Consider the following 17,313-nt stretch of genomic DNA (forward strand, 5'->3'; position numbering starts at 1 on the left):
AATGTTCACGCAACACCAAAGTTGTTTCAGTCAACGGAGTATTACATGTCCAGAAGGCTTCGCAGAACCAAGATCGTCACCACCTTAGGCCCGGCCACCGACCGCGATAATAACCTCGAAAAGATTATCGCCGCGGGCGCCAACGTGGTGCGTATGAACTTCTCTCACGGTACGCCAGAAGACCATAAGTTACGTGCCGACAAAGTGCGTGAAATCGCGGCAAAACTGGGCCGCCACGTTGCTATCCTCGGTGACCTCCAGGGTCCAAAAATTCGCGTATCGACCTTCAAAGAAGGTAAAGTCTTCCTCAACATCGGCGATAAATTCCTGCTGGATGCCAACCTGAGCAAAGGCGAAGGCGATAAAGAGAAAGTGGGTATCGACTATAAGGGCCTGCCTGCTGACGTTGTGCCAGGCGACATCCTGCTGCTGGACGATGGCCGCGTGCAGCTTAAAGTGCTGGAAGTTCAGGGCATGAAGGTGTTCACCGAAGTGACCGTCGGCGGCCCGCTCTCCAACAACAAAGGCATTAACAAGCTCGGCGGTGGCCTGTCTGCCGAAGCGCTGACCGATAAAGACAAAGCGGATATCGTCACCGCAGCGCAGATTGGCGTAGATTACCTGGCCGTTTCCTTCCCGCGCTGCGGCGAAGACCTGAACTATGCCCGCCGCCTGGCGCGCGATGCAGGCTGCGATGCGAAAATCGTTGCCAAAGTTGAACGCGCTGAAGCCGTATGCGATCAGGACGCGATGGACGACGTGATCCTGGCGTCTGACGTGGTGATGGTTGCCCGTGGTGACCTTGGCGTGGAAATTGGCGACCCTGAGCTGGTCGGCATCCAGAAAGCGCTGATCCGTCGCGCGCGTCAGCTGAACCGTGCGGTGATCACCGCTACCCAGATGATGGAATCCATGATCACTAACCCGATGCCAACCCGTGCGGAAGTCATGGACGTGGCCAACGCCGTGCTGGACGGTACCGATGCGGTGATGCTGTCAGCAGAAACCGCTGCGGGCCAGTATCCGGCGGAAACCGTAGCCGCAATGGCGCGCGTCTGCCTGGGTGCGGAGAAGATCCCAAGCATTAACGTCTCCAAGCACCGCCTGGATATTCAGTTCGACAATGTGGAAGAAGCGATCGCGATGTCCGCGATGTATGCCGCCAACCACCTGAAAGGGGTTACGGCGATCATCACCATGACCGAATCCGGCCGCACCGCGCTGATGACGTCCCGTATCAGCTCCGGCCTGCCGATCTTCGCGATGTCCCGCCACGAGCGTACGCTGAACCTGACGGCGCTGTACCGCGGCGTTACGCCCGTGCATTTCGACAGCACCAACGACGGCGTGGCCGCGGCGCACGATGCAGTAAACCTGCTTCGCGACAAAGGCTACCTGGTGTCGGGCGATATCGTCATCGTGACGCAGGGCGACGTGATGAGCACCATCGGCTCAACCAATACCACCCGCGTACTGACCGTAGAGTAAGATCCGATCCCCTCTCCCCTAAGGGGGAGAGGGATAAGGTGAGGGTTTTCTATTTCTTCGGGAAAAGCTCTTTACGCTTGTACGGCTCCGTTTCGCCCGGTTTACGTGTTTTAAGCAGCTTCAGGATCCACGTATACTGCTCCTTGTGCGGCCCCACCAGCAGCTCCACCTCTTCATTCATACGACGTGCAATGGTGCGATCGTCTGCGGTCAGCAGGTCGTCCATCGGCGGACGTACCTCAATGCTCAGTCGATGCGTTTTACCGTCATAAACCGGGAACAGCGGGATCACCCGGGCGCGGCAGACCTTCATCAGGCGGCCAATCGCGGGCAGCGTTGCCTTATAGGTCGCGAAGAAATCGACAAATTCGCTGTGCTCCGGGCCGTGGTCCTGATCGGGCAGGTAGTAGCCCCAGTAGCCCTGACGTACAGACTGAATGAAGGGTTTGATCCCATCGTTACGGGCATGCAAGCGTCCGCCAAAGCGACGGCGCACGGTATTCCAGACGAAATCGTAGATTTTGTTACCCTGGTTATGGAACATCGCCGCCATCTTCTGCCCCTGCGAGGCCATTAGCATCGCCGGAATGTCGACGCCCCAGCCGTGCGGCACCAGGAAAATCACCTTCTCGTCGTTGCGACGCATTTCGTCAATGATTTCCAGCCCCTTCCAGTCAACGCGGCCGACGATCTTCTCAGGCCCCTTCAGCGCCAGCTCCGCCATCATCGCCATCGCCTGTGGCGCGGTGGTATACATAGCATCAATGATGGCCTCGCGTTCGGCGTCGCTTTTATCCGGGAAACAGTACAGCAGGTTAATTTGCGCACGGCGGCGCGCGCTTTTTCCCAGGCGGCCCGCAAGGCGTCCCACGGTGCCGAGCACCGGATCGCGGACCGAAGCAGGCAGCAGCGCCATGCCGGCAAACGCGTAAACGCCAAGCCAGGCGCCCCAGTTACGCGGGTGGCGAAAGGATTTTTCAAACTCGGGAATGTACTCAATATTGTTTTTTTTGGTTTCCATGCGGGTTCCAGGGTCTGGTGACGCAAAAAATTATGCAGATAGTGTAGCGAGGCAGCGGTCCTCGTACAAAAGAAAAAGCCGGCGCACACTGACGCCGGCTTTATTCACATACGGAAGGCTTAGTCGAAGCGCAGCTGCGGCATAACCTCTTTCACCTGCGCCAGATAATCTTTACGATCTTTGCCGGTCAGCCCTTCGGTGCGCGGCAGTTTCGCCGTGAGCGGGTTAACCGCCTGCTGGTTGATCCACACTTCATAGTGCAGGTGCGGACCGGTCGAACGACCGGTATTACCGGACAGCGCGATGCGGTCACCGCGTTTCACCTTCTGGCCCGGCTTGACCAGCAGCTTGCGCAGGTGCATATAGCGGGTGGTGTACGTGCGGCCGTGACGAATGGCAACGTAGTACCCGGCAGCGCCGCTGCGCTTAGCCATCACCACTTCACCATCCCCTACCGCCAGTACCGGCGTGCCCTGCGGCATTGCGAAGTCAACGCCACGGTGCGGCGCAACGCGTCCGGTGACCGGGTTCAGACGACGCGGATTGAAGTTGGAGGAGACGCGGAACTGTTTAGCCGTCGGGAAACGCAGGAAGCCTTTTGCCAGACCGGTACCGCTGCGGTCATAGAACTTGCCGTCTTCCGCGCGGATCGCGTAGTAGTCTTTGCCATCGGAACGCAGACGCACGCCCACCAGCTGGCTCTGTTCACGCTTACCGTCCAGCATTTCGCGAGACATCAGCACCGAGAAGCGATCGCCTTTCTTCAGCTTGCGGAAATCCATCTGCCACTGCATGGCTTTGATCACCGAGCTGATTTCAGCGCTGGTCAGGCCGGCGTCGCGGGCGCTGGAAACAAAGCTGCCGCCAACGGTTCCGCTCATCACGCTGTTAACCCAGTCGCCCTGCTGCATTTCGCTGGTCATTTTGAAACCGTTTGCGGTGCGATCGTAGGTGCGGGTTTCGCGACGGGACATTTCCCAGGTCAGGCGCTGCAGGTCGCCGTCAGGGGTTAAGGTCCAGGAAAGCTGCTGACCGATTTTCAGGTTACGCAGCTCTTTGTCAGATGCAGCAAGCTGGCTGATGTTGCCCATGTCGATACCGTACTGGTTCAGAACGCTGCTCAGCGTATCGCCAGTAGAAACAACATATTCATGAATGCCGGCTTCGTTCTGGATTTTGTCGTCCAGCTCGTCCTGAGGAATGGCTTCATCTTCCTGAGCAGCCTGGTCGATAGGCTCGCTGGCCTCAGGCAGCAGAGAGCGAATTTCGCTCTTTTCCAGTTCGATGGTTTTGATGATAGGGGCAGAACTCGGGTGGTAAACATAGGGTCGCCATACGGCGACCGCTAATGTGAGAACGGTAAGTGACCCCAGCATAACGCGGTGGGGTCGAGGCAGATTGTTAAATGCCAGGGCGACAGAGCGGGCTATCTGTTGCACGTATTCACTTCCTCGTTAATCTCCTTTCAGGCAGCTCGCATACTGATTCGCCAGTTGGCTGAGGAACTGCGAATAGCTCGCTTTGCTCAACTGGATGTTCGTACCTAGCGGGTCAAGGGTTCCCATGCGCACGGATGTTCCCCTGGCCACGGCTTCTACGACCGCTGGCCTGAACTGTGGCTCAGCAAAAACGCACGTCGCTTTTTGCTCAACCAGCTGTGTTCTGATTTCATGTAAACGCTGCGCACCAGGCTGAATTTCGGGGTTGACGGTAAAGTGTCCCAGCGGGGTCAGACCGTAATGTTTCTCGTAATAGCCGTAAGCATCATGAAAAACGAAATACCCTTTTCCTTTAAGCGGTGCGAGCTCGTTACCCACCTGTTTGTCGGTTGCGGCTAGCTGAGCCTCAAAATCCTTCAGGTTGGCGTCGAGTTGGACTCGACTTTGCGGCATAAGTTCCACTAATTTGTCGTGGATTGCAACCGCTGAAAGCCGCGCTATCTCTGGGGAAAGCCAGAGATGCATGTTGTACTCACCGTGATGGTGATGGTCGTCACCTTTTTCGTCGTGAGCATGCCCGTGGTCGTGTTCGTCACCGTCGTCATCGGCCCCTTTCATGAGCAGCGGTTTTACCCCGGACAACCCGGCAATGGCGACCTGTTTATTTGCCGGGACCTTACTGGCCGACTTTTGCATGAAGGCTTCCATCTCCGGACCAATCCAGACGACTAAGTCCGCGTTCTGTAAGCGTTTTACATCCGACGGGCGCAGGGAGTAATCATGCTCCGAGGCGCCGTCAGGCAGCAGCACCTGCGTTTCCGTTACCCCATCTGCGATAGCCGCGGCGATAAAGCCAAGCGGTTTAAGCGAAGCGACAACGGCAGCGTTAACATCTTGTGCGGTTGTCCCCCAAAGTGCAGCGGATAAAGCTGCGAAAAGAAGCGTATTTTTCTGTAACATAATGCGACTAATCATCGTAATGAATGCGTGGAATGTGATATTATAACATTCGATAACTTCTGCAAGCTTAAATTGACATGACGACTTTAGTTTCTCTTGAAAATGTTTCGGTCTCGTTCGGCCAGCGCCGCGTCCTTTCTGACGTGTCGCTGAATCTGAAGCCCGGCAAAATACTGACGCTGCTCGGCCCTAACGGGGCGGGTAAATCAACGCTGGTGCGCGTCGTGTTAGGCCTGGTTGCGCCTGATGAAGGGGTGATTGTCCGCGAAGATAAATTGCGTATCGGCTATGTGCCGCAAAAGCTGCATCTCGACGCCACGCTGCCGCTGACGGTAAGCCGCTTCCTGCGCCTGCGTCCCGGCACCCGTAAAGCGGATATCCTTCCGGCACTGAAGCGCGTTCAGGCGGGCCATCTCGTCGATGCCCCTTTGCAAAAACTCTCGGGGGGTGAAACCCAGCGCGTCCTGCTTGCCCGCGCCCTGCTCAGCAGCCCTCAGCTGCTGGTGCTGGACGAACCCACCCAGGGTGTTGACGTTAACGGTCAGGTGGCGCTGTACGATTTGATCGACCAGCTGCGCCGGGAGCTTAACTGTGCGGTGCTGATGGTTTCCCATGACCTGCACCTGGTGATGGCCAAAACCGACGAAGTGCTGTGCCTGAACCATCACATTTGCTGTTCCGGCACCCCGGAAGTGGTTTCTATGCATCCGGAATTTATCTCTATGTTTGGCCATCGCGGCGCCGAACAGCTGGGCATCTATCGTCATAATCACAATCACCGCCATGATTTACAGGGACGAATCGTCCTGCGTCGGGGAAATGGACACTCATGATTGAACTGTTACTGCCCGGCTGGCTGGCCGGGATTATGCTCGCGTGCGCCGCAGGCCCGCTCGGGTCGTTTGTGGTATGGCGCAGAATGTCCTACTTTGGCGATACGCTGGCCCACGCCTCGCTGCTGGGCGTCGCGTTTGGACTGCTGCTGGACGTGAATCCGTTTTATGCCGTTATTGTCGTCACGCTCCTGCTGGCCGGCGGCCTGGTCTGGCTGGAAAAGCGCCCTCATCTCGCCATCGATACCCTGCTCGGCATTATGGCGCACAGCGCCCTGTCGCTGGGGCTGGTGGTGGTGAGCCTGATGGCCAACATTCGCGTTGACCTGATGGCCTACCTGTTCGGCGATCTGCTGGCCGTCACGCCAGAGGATCTGATGTCGATAGCCATCGGCGTGGTGGTGGTGCTGGGTATTCTGCTGTGGCAGTGGCGAAACCTGCTGGCGATGACCGTCAGCCCGGATCTGGCCTTTGTCGACGGCGTGAAGCTTCAGCGCGTGAAGCTCCTGCTGATGCTGGTCACGGCGTTAACCATCGGCGTGGCGATGAAGTTTGTCGGCGCGCTGATCATTACGTCGCTGCTGATTATCCCTGCCGCCACGGCGCGTCGTTTTGCCCGTACGCCGGAGCAGATGGCCGGGATTGCGGTGATTATCGGGATGATTGCGGTGACGGGGGGGTTAACCTTCTCGGCGTTTTACGACACGCCCGCGGGACCGTCGGTGGTGCTCTGCGCGGCGGTGCTGTTCATTTTCAGCATGATGAAGAAGACGGCAAGCTGACCTCGAGGGCGCTGATGCCCTCACCCTGCCCCTCTCCTACGGGAGAGGGAACAGAACGCTACGGCATTGCCGGTGGCGTAATCCCGAAGTGATTCCACGCCCGCACCGTCGCCATACGTCCACGCGGCGTACGCTGCAGGAAGCCCTGCTGGATCAGATAGGGCTCCAGCACATCTTCAATTGTCTCACGCTCTTCGCCAATCGCCGCCGCGAGGTTATCCAGCCCCACCGGCCCGCCAAAGAACTTGTCCAGCACCGCCAGCAGCAGCTTACGGTCCATATAGTCAAAGCCTTCAGCATCCACGTTCAGCATATCCAGCGCCTGGGCGGCAATTTCGGCCGAGATGGTTCCATCGTGCTTCACCTCGGCAAAGTCACGTACGCGGCGCAGCAGACGGTTGGCGATACGCGGGGTACCGCGGGAACGCTTCGCCACTTCAAACGCCCCCTCTTCGCTCATATCCAGCCCCATGTAGCGCGCGCTGCGGCCCACAATGTGCTGAAGATCGGGCACCTGATAGAATTCCAGGCGCTGCACGATACCAAAACGGTCGCGCAGCGGAGAGGTCAGCGATCCGGCGCGTGTCGTGGCGCCAATCAGGGTAAACGGCGGCAGATCGATTTTAATGGAGCGCGCGGCCGGCCCTTCTCCAATCATGATATCCAGCTGGTAATCTTCCATCGCCGGATAGAGCACTTCCTCCACCACCGGCGACAGGCGGTGAATTTCATCGATGAACAGCACGTCGTGCGGCTCGAGGTTGGTCAGCATCGCCGCCAGATCCCCTGCTTTCTCAAGCACCGGGCCGGAAGTGGTGCGCAGATTTACGCCCATTTCGTTGGCGACGATATTCGCGAGTGTAGTTTTACCCAACCCCGGCGGGCCGAAAATCAGCAGGTGATCGAGCGCATCGCCGCGCAGCTTTGCCGCCTGGATGAAAATTTCCATCTGAGAGCGTACCTGCGGCTGGCCGATGTACTCATCCAGCAGCTTCGGGCGGATCGCCCGATCCACCACGTCATCTGGCTGAATGGTGCCTGCCGATACCAGGCGGTCTGCTTCAATCATCCTTTACCTCACAATGCAGCGCGCAGCGCTTCACGAATCAGGGTTTCACTGCTGGCATCCGGTTTAGCAATTTTGCTCACCATCCGGCTGGCCTCCTGAGGTTTATAGCCCAGCGCCACCAGCGCGGCAACCGCTTCCTGCTCGGCATCGTCATCCGACGCCGGGGCGCCTGGAGAAGTCAGCACCAGGTCGGCGGCCGGGGTGAACAGATCGCCATGCAGCCCCTTAAAGCGGTCTTTCATCTCGACGATCAGGCGCTCGGCGGTTTTCTTGCCGATGCCCGGGAGCTTAATCAACGCCGCGGGATCTTCACGCTCAACGGCATTCACAAACTGCGGGGCCGACATGCCGGATAAAATCGCCAGCGCCAGCTTCGGCCCGACGCCGTTGGTTTTAATCAGCTCGCGGAACAGGGTGCGTTCCTGTTTGTTGTTGAAGCCGTACAGCAGCTGAGCGTCTTCGCGCACCACAAACTGGGTAAAGACCGTAGCCTCTTTGCCCGCGTCCGGCAGCTCGTAGAAGCAGGTCATCGGCATATGGACTTCATAGCCCACGCCGCCCACTTCCAGCAGCACTAACGGGGGTTGTTTTTCAATGATGATGCCTCTGAGTCTGCCTATCACGTGACGCTCCTGCGTTCTGGAAAATTTTTGATTTGCGACATAATAAAAAAAGGCTGGATAAACATCCAGCCTGATTTCTGATTATCGTAACCTGCCTCGCGCCAGATTGAGCCGCGACTCGCTCATCTGCATCGCGTTCTGGCTGACGTGGCAGTGGGTAATCGCAATTGCCAGCGCGTCGGCGGCATCGGCCTGCGGGTTCGCGGGGAGTTTCAGCAGGGTACGCACCATGTGCTGAACCTGACTTTTCTCCGCGCTGCCAATCCCTACCACCGTCTGCTTAACCTGACGAGCCGCGTACTCGAACACGGGCAGATCCTGGTTTACGGCGGCAACAATCGCCACGCCGCGAGCCTGGCCGAGCTTTAACGCCGAGTCCGCGTTTTTCGCCATAAAGACCTGCTCGATGGCGAAATAGTCGGGCTGAAACTGCGTGATAATCTCCGACACGCCCGCATATATGAGCTTCAGACGTGACGGCAAATCGTCCACTTTGGTGCGAATACAGCCGCTGCCGAGATAGGTTAGCTGGCGTCCCACCTGACGAATAACGCCATAGCCGGTGACGCGTGAGCCGGGGTCAATCCCGAGGATAATCGACATCACGCGTCTCCTTTAACGGATTTAAACGCTCTCATCAGAGAGTCGCTGCAACCTCATCAGAGATTTCACCGTTGTGATACACTTCCTGCACGTCGTCGCAGTCTTCGAGCATGTCGATCAGACGCAGCAGCTTCGGTGCGGTTTCCGCATCCATATCCGCTTTGGTGGACGGGATCATGGACACTTCAGCGTTATCCGCCTTCAGGCCAGCCGCTTCCAGCGCATCGCGCACGGCACCCATCTCTTCCCACGCGGTATAAACGTCGATAGCGCCGTCGTCGTAGGTCACCACGTCTTCCGCACCCGCTTCCAGCGCCGCTTCCATGATGACGTCTTCGTCGCCTTTCTCGAAGGAGATGACGCCTTTTTTGCTGAACAGGTAGGCTACGGAACCGTCGGTGCCCAGGTTACCGCCGGTTTTGGTGAACGCGTGGCGCACTTCCGCAACGGTACGGTTGCGGTTGTCTGACAGGCATTCAACCATGACCGCCGTACCGCCAGGGCCGTAACCTTCATAAATGATGGTTTCCATGTTCGCGTCTTCATCACCGCCCACACCGCGCGCGATGGCACGGTTAAGGGTGTCGCGCGTCATGTTGTTGGACAGGGCTTTATCAACCGCCGCACGCAGGCGCGGGTTAGAGGCCGGATCGCCGCCGCCCAGACGCGCCGCTGTTACCAGCTCACGAATGATTTTGGTAAAGATTTTACCGCGTTTGGCATCCTGTGCCGCTTTACGGTGTTTGGTGTTGGCCCACTTACTATGACCTGCCATAAAAAGTTCTCCAAAAATCGCGCCTTCTCAGGCAGCGTTAATTACAAATTCTTCAATCGCCTGCCGGTTGCTCCATGACTTGGTCAGTGCGGCAGCATCCGCCGCATCCACCCAGCGGTAGGTCAGATGTTCAGTGAACACGATCTTCCGCTCATGGGGAAGCGCAAGGCAGAACCACGATTCCGTATTGCGCTTAATTCCCGGCGCGTAGCGATGACGTAAATGGCTAAAAATTTCAAACTCCACCGTGCGCTGACAGTCCTTCAGGGTCAGTTGCTCGCGAGCAACGTCAATGGTGACCTCTTCCTTTACTTCGCGCGCGGCGGCCTGCGGCGCGGTCTCCCCGTCCTCCAGGCTGCCGGTAACCGACTGCCAGAAATCAGGATCGTCGCGCCGCTGCAACATCAGCACCCGCTTCGTATCTTCTGCATAAATGACCACCAGAACCGAAACGGGACGCTTATATGCCATATCAGTTTTTCTCTTCCTTCTTCACCACCTCAATGCCCAGCTCGGCCAGCGCGGCCGGGTTGGCAAAGCTTGGCGCTTCGGTCATCAGACACGCCGCTGCGGTGGTTTTCGGGAAGGCGATAACGTCACGGATGTTATCGGTGCCGGTCAGCAGCATGGTCAGACGGTCAAGACCGAAGGCCAGACCCGCGTGCGGAGGCGTACCGTACTTCAGCGCGTCCAGCAGGAAGCCAAACTTCTCGCGCTGCTCCTGCTCGTTAATGCCCAGAATACCGAACACGGTCTGCTGCATTTCACCGCTGTGAATACGCACGGAACCACCGCCCACTTCGTAGCCGTTGATAACCATATCGTAGGCATTAGCCACTGCATCTTCCGGTGCCGCTTTCAGCTCCGCCGCCGTCATGTCTTTTGGCGAGGTGAACGGGTGGTGCATCGCGGTCAGGCCGCCTTCACCGTCGTCTTCAAACATCGGGAAGTCGATAACCCACAGCGGCGCCCATTTGCTTTCGTCGGTCAGGTTCAGGTCTTTGCCAAGCTTCAGACGCAGCGCGCCCATCGCATCGGCAACAATTTTCCTGTTGTCTGCGCCGAAGAAGATCATGTCGCCATCCTGCGCGCCGGTGCGCTCAAGGATCGCTTCCACGATGTCCGCGTTCAGGAACTTCGCCACCGGGCTGGTGATGCCTTCCAGACCTTTTGCACGCTCGGTTACTTTAATATAGGCCAGACCTTTCGCGCCGTAGATCTTGATGAAGCTGCCGTAGTCGTCAATCTGCTTACGGCTAAGCGCTGCGCCACCCGGGACGCGGAGGGCTGCCACGCGGCCTTTCGGATCGTTAGCCGGGCCTGCAAACACCGCGAACTCAACGGCTTTCACCAGATCGGCCACGTCCACCAGCTCCATCGGGTTACGCAGGTCCGGTTTGTCGGAGCCGTAGCGGCGCTCGGCTTCGGCGAAGGTCATGATAGGGAAATCGCCCAGCTCAACGCCCTTCACGTCGTTCCACAGGCTACGCACCAGCGCTTCCATCACTTCACGCACCTGCTCGGCGGTCATGAAGGAGGTTTCCACGTCGATCTGGGTAAATTCTGGCTGACGGTCAGCGCGCAGATCTTCGTCGCGGAAGCATTTAACGATCTGATAGTAGCGGTCGAAGCCGGACATCATCAGCAGCTGTTTGAACAGCTGTGGTGACTGCGGCAGCGCGTAGAATTTGCCTTTATGAACGCGGGATGGCACCAGGTAGTCGCGCGCGCCTTCCGGCGTGGCTTTGGTCAGCATCGGGGTTTCGATATCGAGGAAACCGTGGTCATCCATAAAGCGGCGCACCAGGCTGGTGATTTTCGCACGGGTTTTCAGGCGCTGAGCCATCTCCGGACGACGCAGATCCAGGTAACGGTATTTCAGACGCGCTTCTTCAGTGTTGACGTGGTTGGAGTCCAGCGGCAACGCTTCCGCGCGGTTGATGATCGTCAGATCGGACGCCAGCACTTCAATTGCACCGGTCGCCATCTCGGCGTTGATGTTTTTCTCGTCACGCGCGCGTACCGTGCCCGTAACCTGAATGCAGAACTCATTACGCAGCTCAGAAGCCAGCTTCAGCGCATCAGCGCGATCCGGATCGAAGAACACCTGAACGATACCTTCGCGGTCACGCATATCAATAAAGATAAGGCTACCAAGATCGCGACGACGATTGACCCAACCACACAGGGTGACCTGCTGCCCGACGTGGGACTGACGCAGCTGCCCGCAATATTCTGTACGCATGAGATATCCCTTAATTAGCCGCAGGCTGATTGTCGCCTGTCTCGCAGGCTACGATGTCGCAGCTTTCTGTATGTCACAACTGGATGAAAAAAGGCGGCTATTATACTGGAAATTCTGCCGCACGATAAGAGCGAAGCACGGCCTGACGCGCGTTTGCTGTACTCTTATTGTCTATTCTCACAAAAATTAACAAAATTATCCGACCGATAACAGGCCATCACGTCGTAAGGTGTAGCGGAAGCGATTAATTTGACTGGAGTTAGTATGTTGACACTTGATGCCACCAAAACCGCCCTCGTGGTGATTGATTTACAGGAAGGGATCCTGCCTTTTGCCGGCGGGCCGCACGCCGCTGACGACGTGGTAAGCCGCGCAGCGCGTCTGGCGGAAAAATGCCGCGCCGGCGGTTCGCCTGTGGTCATGGTGCGCGTCGGCTGGTCCGCTGATTTCGCCGAAGCGTTAAAACAGCCGGTGGACGCCCAGGCACCCGCACACGCGCTGCCGGACAACTGGTGGACCTGGCCGGCGTCGCTCGGCAAACGCGACAGCGACATTGAAGTCACGAAACGCCAGTGGGGCGCCTTCTACGGCACCGACCTGGAGCTACAGCTGCGCCGTCGCGGGATCGACACCATCATTCTGTGCGGCATTTCCACCAACATTGGGGTGGAGTCTACCGCCCGCAACGCGTGGGAGCTGGGCTTTAACCTGGTGATCGCCGAAGATGCGTGCAGCGCGGCCTCGGCCGAGCAGCATCAGGGCAGCATGACCCATATTTTCCCGCGTATCGGCCGCGTGCGCAGCACGGATGAGATCCTGAGCGCGCTATGATGTACGTGGGCCTGCCCCAGTGGTCGCACCCGAAATGGGTGCGCCTGGGTATAACCAGCCTGGAACAGTATGCCCGACACTTTAACTGCGTGGAGGGCAATACCACGCTGTATGCCCTGCCCCGCGCAGAGATCGTCGAGCGCTGGCGCGAGCAAACCACCGACGACTTCCGCTTTTGCTTCAAATTTCCGGCCACCATTTCGCACAATGCGGCGCTGCGCAACTGCGATGATTTAACCCACGAGTTCTTCACCCGAATGTCGCCCCTGGCAAACCGTATTGGCCAGTACTGGCTCCAGCTTCCCGCCACGTTCGGCCCGCGCGATCTGCCCGCCCTCTGGCAGTTTCTCGACGCCCTGCCACGCGATTTCACCTACGGCGTGGAGGTGAGGCATCCAGATTTCTTTGCCAAGGGCGACGCGGAGAAAGCGCTGAACCGCGGCCTGCATCAGCGGTCAGTCAACCGCGTTATTCTCGACAGCAGGCCCGTGCACGGCGCGATCCCGCACAGCGAGGCCATTATTGACGCCCAGCGCAAGAAGCCTAAAGTGCCCGTCCACGCGATCGTGACGGCGAAAAATCCGATGGTCCGGTTTATCGGCAGCGATAATATGCAGCAAAATCAGGAGATGTTCGCCGTCTGGCTGCAAACGTTAGCGAAATGGGAACCGACCACCACCCCCTATCTCTTTTTGCACACGCCGGATATCGCCCAGGCGCCTGAACTGGTCGATGCTCTCTGGCAGGCCTTGCAGCAGGCGGTTCCGTCGGTCGGACCCGCGCCGTCCATCCCACAACAATCTTCTCTTTTCTGAAATCACCCCCTATCATAGAGACGTGCCATCTGCCAAAAACAGGGAGTTAGTATGGTCAGCGCGCTGTATGCGGTGTTAGGTGCATTACTGCTGATTAAATTTTCATTTGATGTTGTGCGCCTGAGAATGCAGTACCGCGTCTCCTACGGTGACGGTGGTTTTTCTGAACTGCAAAGCGCAATCCGGATCCACGGCAACGCGGTTGAGTACATTCCCGTCGCGTTAATTTTACTGCTGTTAATGGAGATGGATGGCGCAGAAACCTGGATGGTGCACGTCTGCGGGCTGCTGCTGATTGCCGGTCGCCTGATGCATTATTACGGTTTTCACCATCGCCTGATCCGCTGGCGTCGTTCCGGCATGAGCGCGACCTGGTGTTCGCTTTTGCTGATGGTGCTGGCTAACCTTTGGTATATGCCGTGGGAGTTGGTTTTCTCCTTCCGTTAGCGCACAATATGCCCCTTTATTTTTCCCGGATTTTTACGTTATGTCAGATCGCGACACGCTTTTTTCCGCGCCTATCGCCAGCCTGGGCGACTGGACCTTTGATGAACGGGTAGCCGAAGTCTTCCCGGATATGATCCAGCGCTCTGTTCCCGGTTATTCCAACATCATCTCCATGATCGGCATGCTGGCAGAGCGATTCGTTCAACCCGGCACGCAGGTCTATGATCTGGGCTGTTCGCTCGGTGCGGCAACGCTGTCCATTCGTCGTAACGTTCATCATGAAGGCTGTAAGATCGTGGCTGTCGATAACTCTCCGGCCATGGTTGAACGCTGCCGTCGCCACATCGACGCCTATAAAGCTCCTACCCCTGTAGAGGTGATTGAGGGCGATATTCGCGATATCGACATCCAGAATGCCTCGATGGTCGTGCTGAACTTTACCCTTCAGTTCCTGGTGCCGGAAGACCGCCAGCTGTTGCTGGATAAAATTTATCAGGGGCTGAATCCGGGCGGCGCGCTGGTGCTGTCCGAGAAATTCAGCTTTGAAGACGCCAGCGTGGGCGAACTGCTGTTCAACATGCACCATGATTTCAAGCGTGCGAACGGCTACAGCGAGCTGGAGATCAGCCAGAAGCGCAGCATGCTGGAAAACGTGATGCTGACGGACTCCGTGGAAACGCACAAGGCGCGCCTGCGTAAAGCCGGATTTGAACACAGCGAGCTGTGGTTCCAGTGCTTTAACTTTGGCTCGCTGGTGGCGCTGAAGGCCGGAGACGTAGCATGATCGAGTTCGGTAATTTCTATCAGCTGATTGCTAAAAATCACCTCTCCCACTGGCTGGAAACCCTGCCTGCGCAAATTGCCGCCTGGCAGCGCGATCAGCAGCATGGTCTGTTAAAGCAGTGGTCAAATGCCGTGGAGTTTCTGCCGGAACTGACGCCGCATCGTCTGGACCTGCTGCACAGCGTGACGGCGGAAAGCGAGGAACCGCTGCCGGCCGGGCAGCTCAACCGCATTGAAACGCTGATGCGTAACCTGATGCCGTGGCGCAAAGGGCCGTTTTCCCTGTACGGCGTGAACATCAACACCGAGTGGCGTTCGGACTGGAAATGGGATCGCGTTCTGCCGCATCTGTCCGACCTGACCGGGCGCACTATCCTGGACGTGGGCTGCGGTAGCGGCTATCACATGTGGCGCATGATCGGCGCAGGCGCGCATCTGGCGGTCGGTATCGATCCGATGCAGCTGTTCCTGTGCCAGTTTGAAGCGGTGCGTAAGCTGCTGGGTAACGACCAGCGCGCGCATCTGTTACCGCTGGGCATTGAGCAGCTACCGGCGCTGAAGGCGTTTGATACGGTGTTCTCCATGGGCGTACTGTATCACCGCCGTTCCCCGCTGGAGCATCTGTGGCAGCTGAAAGATCAGCTGGTCAGCGGCGGCGAGCTGGTGCTGGAAACGCTGGTGATCGAAGGCGACGAACACGCGGTTCTGGTGCCGGGCGATCGCTACGCGCAGATGCGTAACGTCTACTTTATCCCTTCCGCGCTGGCGCTGAAAAACTGGCTGGAGAAGTGTGGGTTCGTGGACGTGCGCATTGCCGACGTCAGCGTGACCTCTCTCGAAGAGCAGCGCCGTACCGACTGGATGATTACCGAATCGCTGGAGCAGTTCCTCGATCCAGCCGATCGCAGCAAAACCGTTGAAGGCTACCCGGCCCCGATGCGCGCGGTGCTGATTGCGACGAAGCCGTAGTATTTATCCCCTCACCCCGGCCCTCTCCCCAAAGGGGCGAGGGTGAAAAGACCGCACCGTGCAGTTCCCTCTCCCCTGTGGGGAGAGGGTTAGGGTGAGGGGCAAGAATAAAAAAAGGCCCCTGTGTAATTGGCAGGGGCCTGGTACAAGCAAGCATCATATTGGGCGACATGATGCGCGGTAAAAATCGGTACGTTGCTACACGTGATGACGTTCAATCAGCGATTTCATTACCGCAACCGACTCTCCATCCACACCGTAGCGCGAGTACTCATCCGCTTCAGCATCCGTCGACATTGACAACCCTGTATTGCGATAGCGCATGGGTGAAGGTGTCCATTTCCCCGCCGAGCTGTGCAGCTCTTCCACCCCTGCGTTTAAAAACAGTTCCAGATTGCTGGCGCGTACTCCTGCGCCCGCCATGATTATTGGAACACCGGAATGTGCTTTTAGTTCCGTAATTAATTGCAGTCCTTTTTCAGCAGAGGACTGCTGGCCCGACGTCAGCACGCGCGCCACGCCCAGTTCCGCCAGCGTATCAAAGGCTTGCATCGGATCTTTACACATATCAAACGCACGATGAAAAGTAACCGCCATCCCCTGCGCGGCCTGCATAACCTGACGCATGCGCGGAAGATCGATATTACCCTCTTCATCCAGCAGGCCGGTTACCAGACCCGGGAACCCCGCATCACGGACGAAGGCGATATCCTCCAGCATGGCGCTGAACTCCCCCGCCGTGTAGCAAAAATCTCCGCCGCGCGGGCGAATAATCGGGTGCACCGGAATGGTGACGGCCTGTCGTGCCGCGCTCAGCACGCCATAGGACGGGGTTAATCCCCCCTCTTTCGGTGCCGCGCACAGCTCAATGCGATCGGCCCCGTGCCGCTGCGCGGTGACGGCACACTCCACGCTGTAACAGCAAATTTCCAGCAGCGCCATGTCATTCTCCTTACGTTTCACTCAACGGACCATCGTGGCACGTTGCTCGCATCAGGTCCGGGGCGATGTTCACAACGCTTACGCTTCGCTGGCGACAATCTGCTCGATGGTCCAGGGATGGAATTTGACCGTCACGTTTCCGTCCGTCACGGCAAGCGTTGGGTTCGGCAAGCGTTCGCGGGCGCCCTTCGGCGAGCTGGTTTTCACAAAAATCCCCGGCTGGCTTAAGCCCTCGTCGGAAAGCAGCGCCAGCGCGCGGGCGTTGAGGGTTTCTGGCTCGCCCGGCAGCACAATTTCGATATGCTCCCAGCCTTCGTGCGGATAACGCTTTTCTCCCGGCCAGGGCAGTTCAACAACGGTAAACTGCCAGTGCGCCACCTTTACCGGCTCGTGAAGCTTAAACAGGCAAATTTGGCGACCGTTAATGATATTCTCTGACAGCAGTTCACCGCACTGCTCAAAGCCGCGCCGCCAGCGTTCGGCCGTGGCGTTCTGGTGGCAGCGCAAGGAGATGTGATCGGCATCAAGCGGCGCGATATCCAGCCCGAGACGGGTGGCAAGTTCTGTGAACGCCTGGGTGAAGCGCGGTAAATCTGCGGAAATATCATGCAGTTCGTCAATGGAGTGCCAGTTCGCCATAGGTCAGTCTCGTCTCGTGTCGCAAAGCCGCTAATTTACTCTGTTGCCC

At 57.9% G+C, this 17,313-nt stretch carries 19 protein-coding genes; 8 read left to right on the top strand and 11 right to left on the bottom strand.

What is annotated here, in order from left to right:
- Positions 1 to 45 precede the first annotated feature (45 nt).
- Complete coding sequence (gene pyk / locus OWK27_RS09575; protein ID WP_010432595.1) at positions 46 to 1,488, top strand: pyruvate kinase; 1,443 nt, start codon at positions 46 to 48, stop codon at positions 1,486 to 1,488.
- Positions 1,489 to 1,537: 49 nt separating this feature from the next.
- On the opposite strand, the gene lpxM is transcribed toward pyk, so the two are convergent.
- From lpxM to znuA, 3 genes are all read right to left on the bottom strand, one after another.
- The gene (lpxM, locus tag OWK27_RS09580) at positions 1,538 to 2,509 is read right to left on the bottom strand and encodes a lauroyl-Kdo(2)-lipid IV(A) myristoyltransferase (RefSeq protein WP_148418069.1); all 972 of its coding nucleotides are present in this window, start codon (positions 2,507 to 2,509) and stop codon (positions 1,538 to 1,540) included.
- Positions 2,510 to 2,628: 119 nt separating this feature from the next.
- Complete coding sequence (gene mepM / locus OWK27_RS09585) at positions 2,629 to 3,948, bottom strand: murein DD-endopeptidase MepM (protein WP_148418070.1); 1,320 nt, start codon at positions 3,946 to 3,948, stop codon at positions 2,629 to 2,631.
- 15 nt (positions 3,949 to 3,963) lie between these two features.
- Entirely contained in the window at positions 3,964 to 4,908 is a 945-nt protein-coding gene (znuA, locus tag OWK27_RS09590) for a zinc ABC transporter substrate-binding protein ZnuA (protein ID WP_148418071.1), read from the bottom strand.
- Positions 4,909 to 4,985: 77 nt separating this feature from the next.
- Here znuA and znuC point away from each other — a divergent pair, with 77 nt between their 5' ends.
- Positions 4,986 to 5,741 (top strand): zinc ABC transporter ATP-binding protein ZnuC, encoded by a 756-nt coding sequence (gene znuC, locus OWK27_RS09595; RefSeq protein ID WP_148418072.1) that lies wholly within the window; start codon positions 4,986 to 4,988, stop codon positions 5,739 to 5,741.
- Positions 5,738 to 6,523 carry a zinc ABC transporter permease subunit ZnuB gene (znuB, locus tag OWK27_RS09600; RefSeq protein WP_148418073.1) on the top strand — a complete coding sequence of 262 codons (786 nt, stop codon included), beginning with the start codon at positions 5,738 to 5,740 and terminating at the stop codon, positions 6,521 to 6,523. Before znuC ends, znuB begins: the two co-directional genes overlap by 4 nt.
- A gap of 58 nt (positions 6,524 to 6,581) precedes the next feature.
- Here the strand turns inward: znuB and ruvB are convergent, their stop codons facing one another.
- The 6 genes from ruvB to aspS form a co-directional block, all read right to left on the bottom strand.
- A complete protein-coding gene (gene ruvB, locus OWK27_RS09605) occupies positions 6,582 to 7,592 on the bottom strand; it encodes a Holliday junction branch migration DNA helicase RuvB (RefSeq protein ID WP_003859753.1) in 1,011 nt (336 codons plus the stop codon).
- A gap of 8 nt (positions 7,593 to 7,600) precedes the next feature.
- Positions 7,601 to 8,215: a Holliday junction branch migration protein RuvA gene (gene ruvA, locus OWK27_RS09610; RefSeq protein ID WP_148418075.1), complete on the bottom strand. Its 615-nt coding sequence runs from the start codon at positions 8,213 to 8,215 to the stop codon at positions 7,601 to 7,603.
- Between the two features lie 81 nt (positions 8,216 to 8,296).
- Complete coding sequence (gene ruvC / locus OWK27_RS09615) at positions 8,297 to 8,818, bottom strand: crossover junction endodeoxyribonuclease RuvC (protein WP_003859749.1); 522 nt, start codon at positions 8,816 to 8,818, stop codon at positions 8,297 to 8,299.
- 34 nt (positions 8,819 to 8,852) lie between these two features.
- Positions 8,853 to 9,593, bottom strand: a complete 741-nt coding sequence (locus OWK27_RS09620; protein WP_006176049.1) for a YebC/PmpR family DNA-binding transcriptional regulator — start codon at positions 9,591 to 9,593, stop codon at positions 8,853 to 8,855.
- A gap of 27 nt (positions 9,594 to 9,620) precedes the next feature.
- Entirely contained in the window at positions 9,621 to 10,064 is a 444-nt protein-coding gene (gene nudB / locus OWK27_RS09625) for a dihydroneopterin triphosphate diphosphatase (protein ID WP_267590300.1), read from the bottom strand.
- 1 nt (position 10,065) lies between these two features.
- The gene (aspS, locus tag OWK27_RS09630) at positions 10,066 to 11,838 is read right to left on the bottom strand and encodes an aspartate--tRNA ligase (protein WP_176610037.1); all 1,773 of its coding nucleotides are present in this window, start codon (positions 11,836 to 11,838) and stop codon (positions 10,066 to 10,068) included.
- A gap of 264 nt (positions 11,839 to 12,102) precedes the next feature.
- Between aspS and OWK27_RS09635 the strand changes: the two genes are divergently transcribed.
- The 5 genes from OWK27_RS09635 to cmoB are packed head-to-tail and all read left to right on the top strand — an operon-like array spanning position 12,103 to position 15,683.
- Entirely contained in the window at positions 12,103 to 12,669 is a 567-nt protein-coding gene (locus OWK27_RS09635; protein ID WP_193354648.1) for a hydrolase, read from the top strand.
- Positions 12,666 to 13,484: a DUF72 domain-containing protein gene (locus OWK27_RS09640; protein ID WP_148418079.1), complete on the top strand. Its 819-nt coding sequence runs from the start codon at positions 12,666 to 12,668 to the stop codon at positions 13,482 to 13,484. Before OWK27_RS09635 ends, OWK27_RS09640 begins: the two co-directional genes overlap by 4 nt.
- A gap of 51 nt (positions 13,485 to 13,535) precedes the next feature.
- Entirely contained in the window at positions 13,536 to 13,931 is a 396-nt protein-coding gene (locus tag OWK27_RS09645; protein ID WP_148418080.1) for an MAPEG family protein, read from the top strand.
- A 40-nt stretch (positions 13,932 to 13,971) separates the two neighbouring features.
- Positions 13,972 to 14,715: a carboxy-S-adenosyl-L-methionine synthase CmoA gene (gene cmoA, locus OWK27_RS09650; RefSeq protein WP_252003923.1), complete on the top strand. Its 744-nt coding sequence runs from the start codon at positions 13,972 to 13,974 to the stop codon at positions 14,713 to 14,715.
- The gene (gene cmoB / locus OWK27_RS09655) at positions 14,712 to 15,683 is read left to right on the top strand and encodes a tRNA 5-methoxyuridine(34)/uridine 5-oxyacetic acid(34) synthase CmoB (RefSeq protein WP_176610035.1); all 972 of its coding nucleotides are present in this window, start codon (positions 14,712 to 14,714) and stop codon (positions 15,681 to 15,683) included. The genes cmoA and cmoB overlap by 4 nt, the downstream gene beginning before the upstream one ends.
- Positions 15,684 to 15,881: 198 nt before the next feature.
- On the opposite strand, the gene cutC is transcribed toward cmoB, so the two are convergent.
- Positions 15,882 to 16,625, bottom strand: a complete 744-nt coding sequence (cutC, locus tag OWK27_RS09660; protein WP_267590301.1) for a copper homeostasis protein CutC — start codon at positions 16,623 to 16,625, stop codon at positions 15,882 to 15,884.
- A gap of 78 nt (positions 16,626 to 16,703) precedes the next feature.
- Positions 16,704 to 17,264, bottom strand: a complete 561-nt coding sequence (locus OWK27_RS09665) for a VOC family protein (RefSeq protein WP_267590302.1) — start codon at positions 17,262 to 17,264, stop codon at positions 16,704 to 16,706.
- Positions 17,265 to 17,313 lie beyond the last annotated feature (49 nt).

Source organism: Enterobacter cloacae complex sp. 2022EL-00788 (assembly GCF_026627565.1).
Lineage (GTDB): Bacteria > Pseudomonadota > Gammaproteobacteria > Enterobacterales > Enterobacteriaceae > Enterobacter > Enterobacter pasteurii.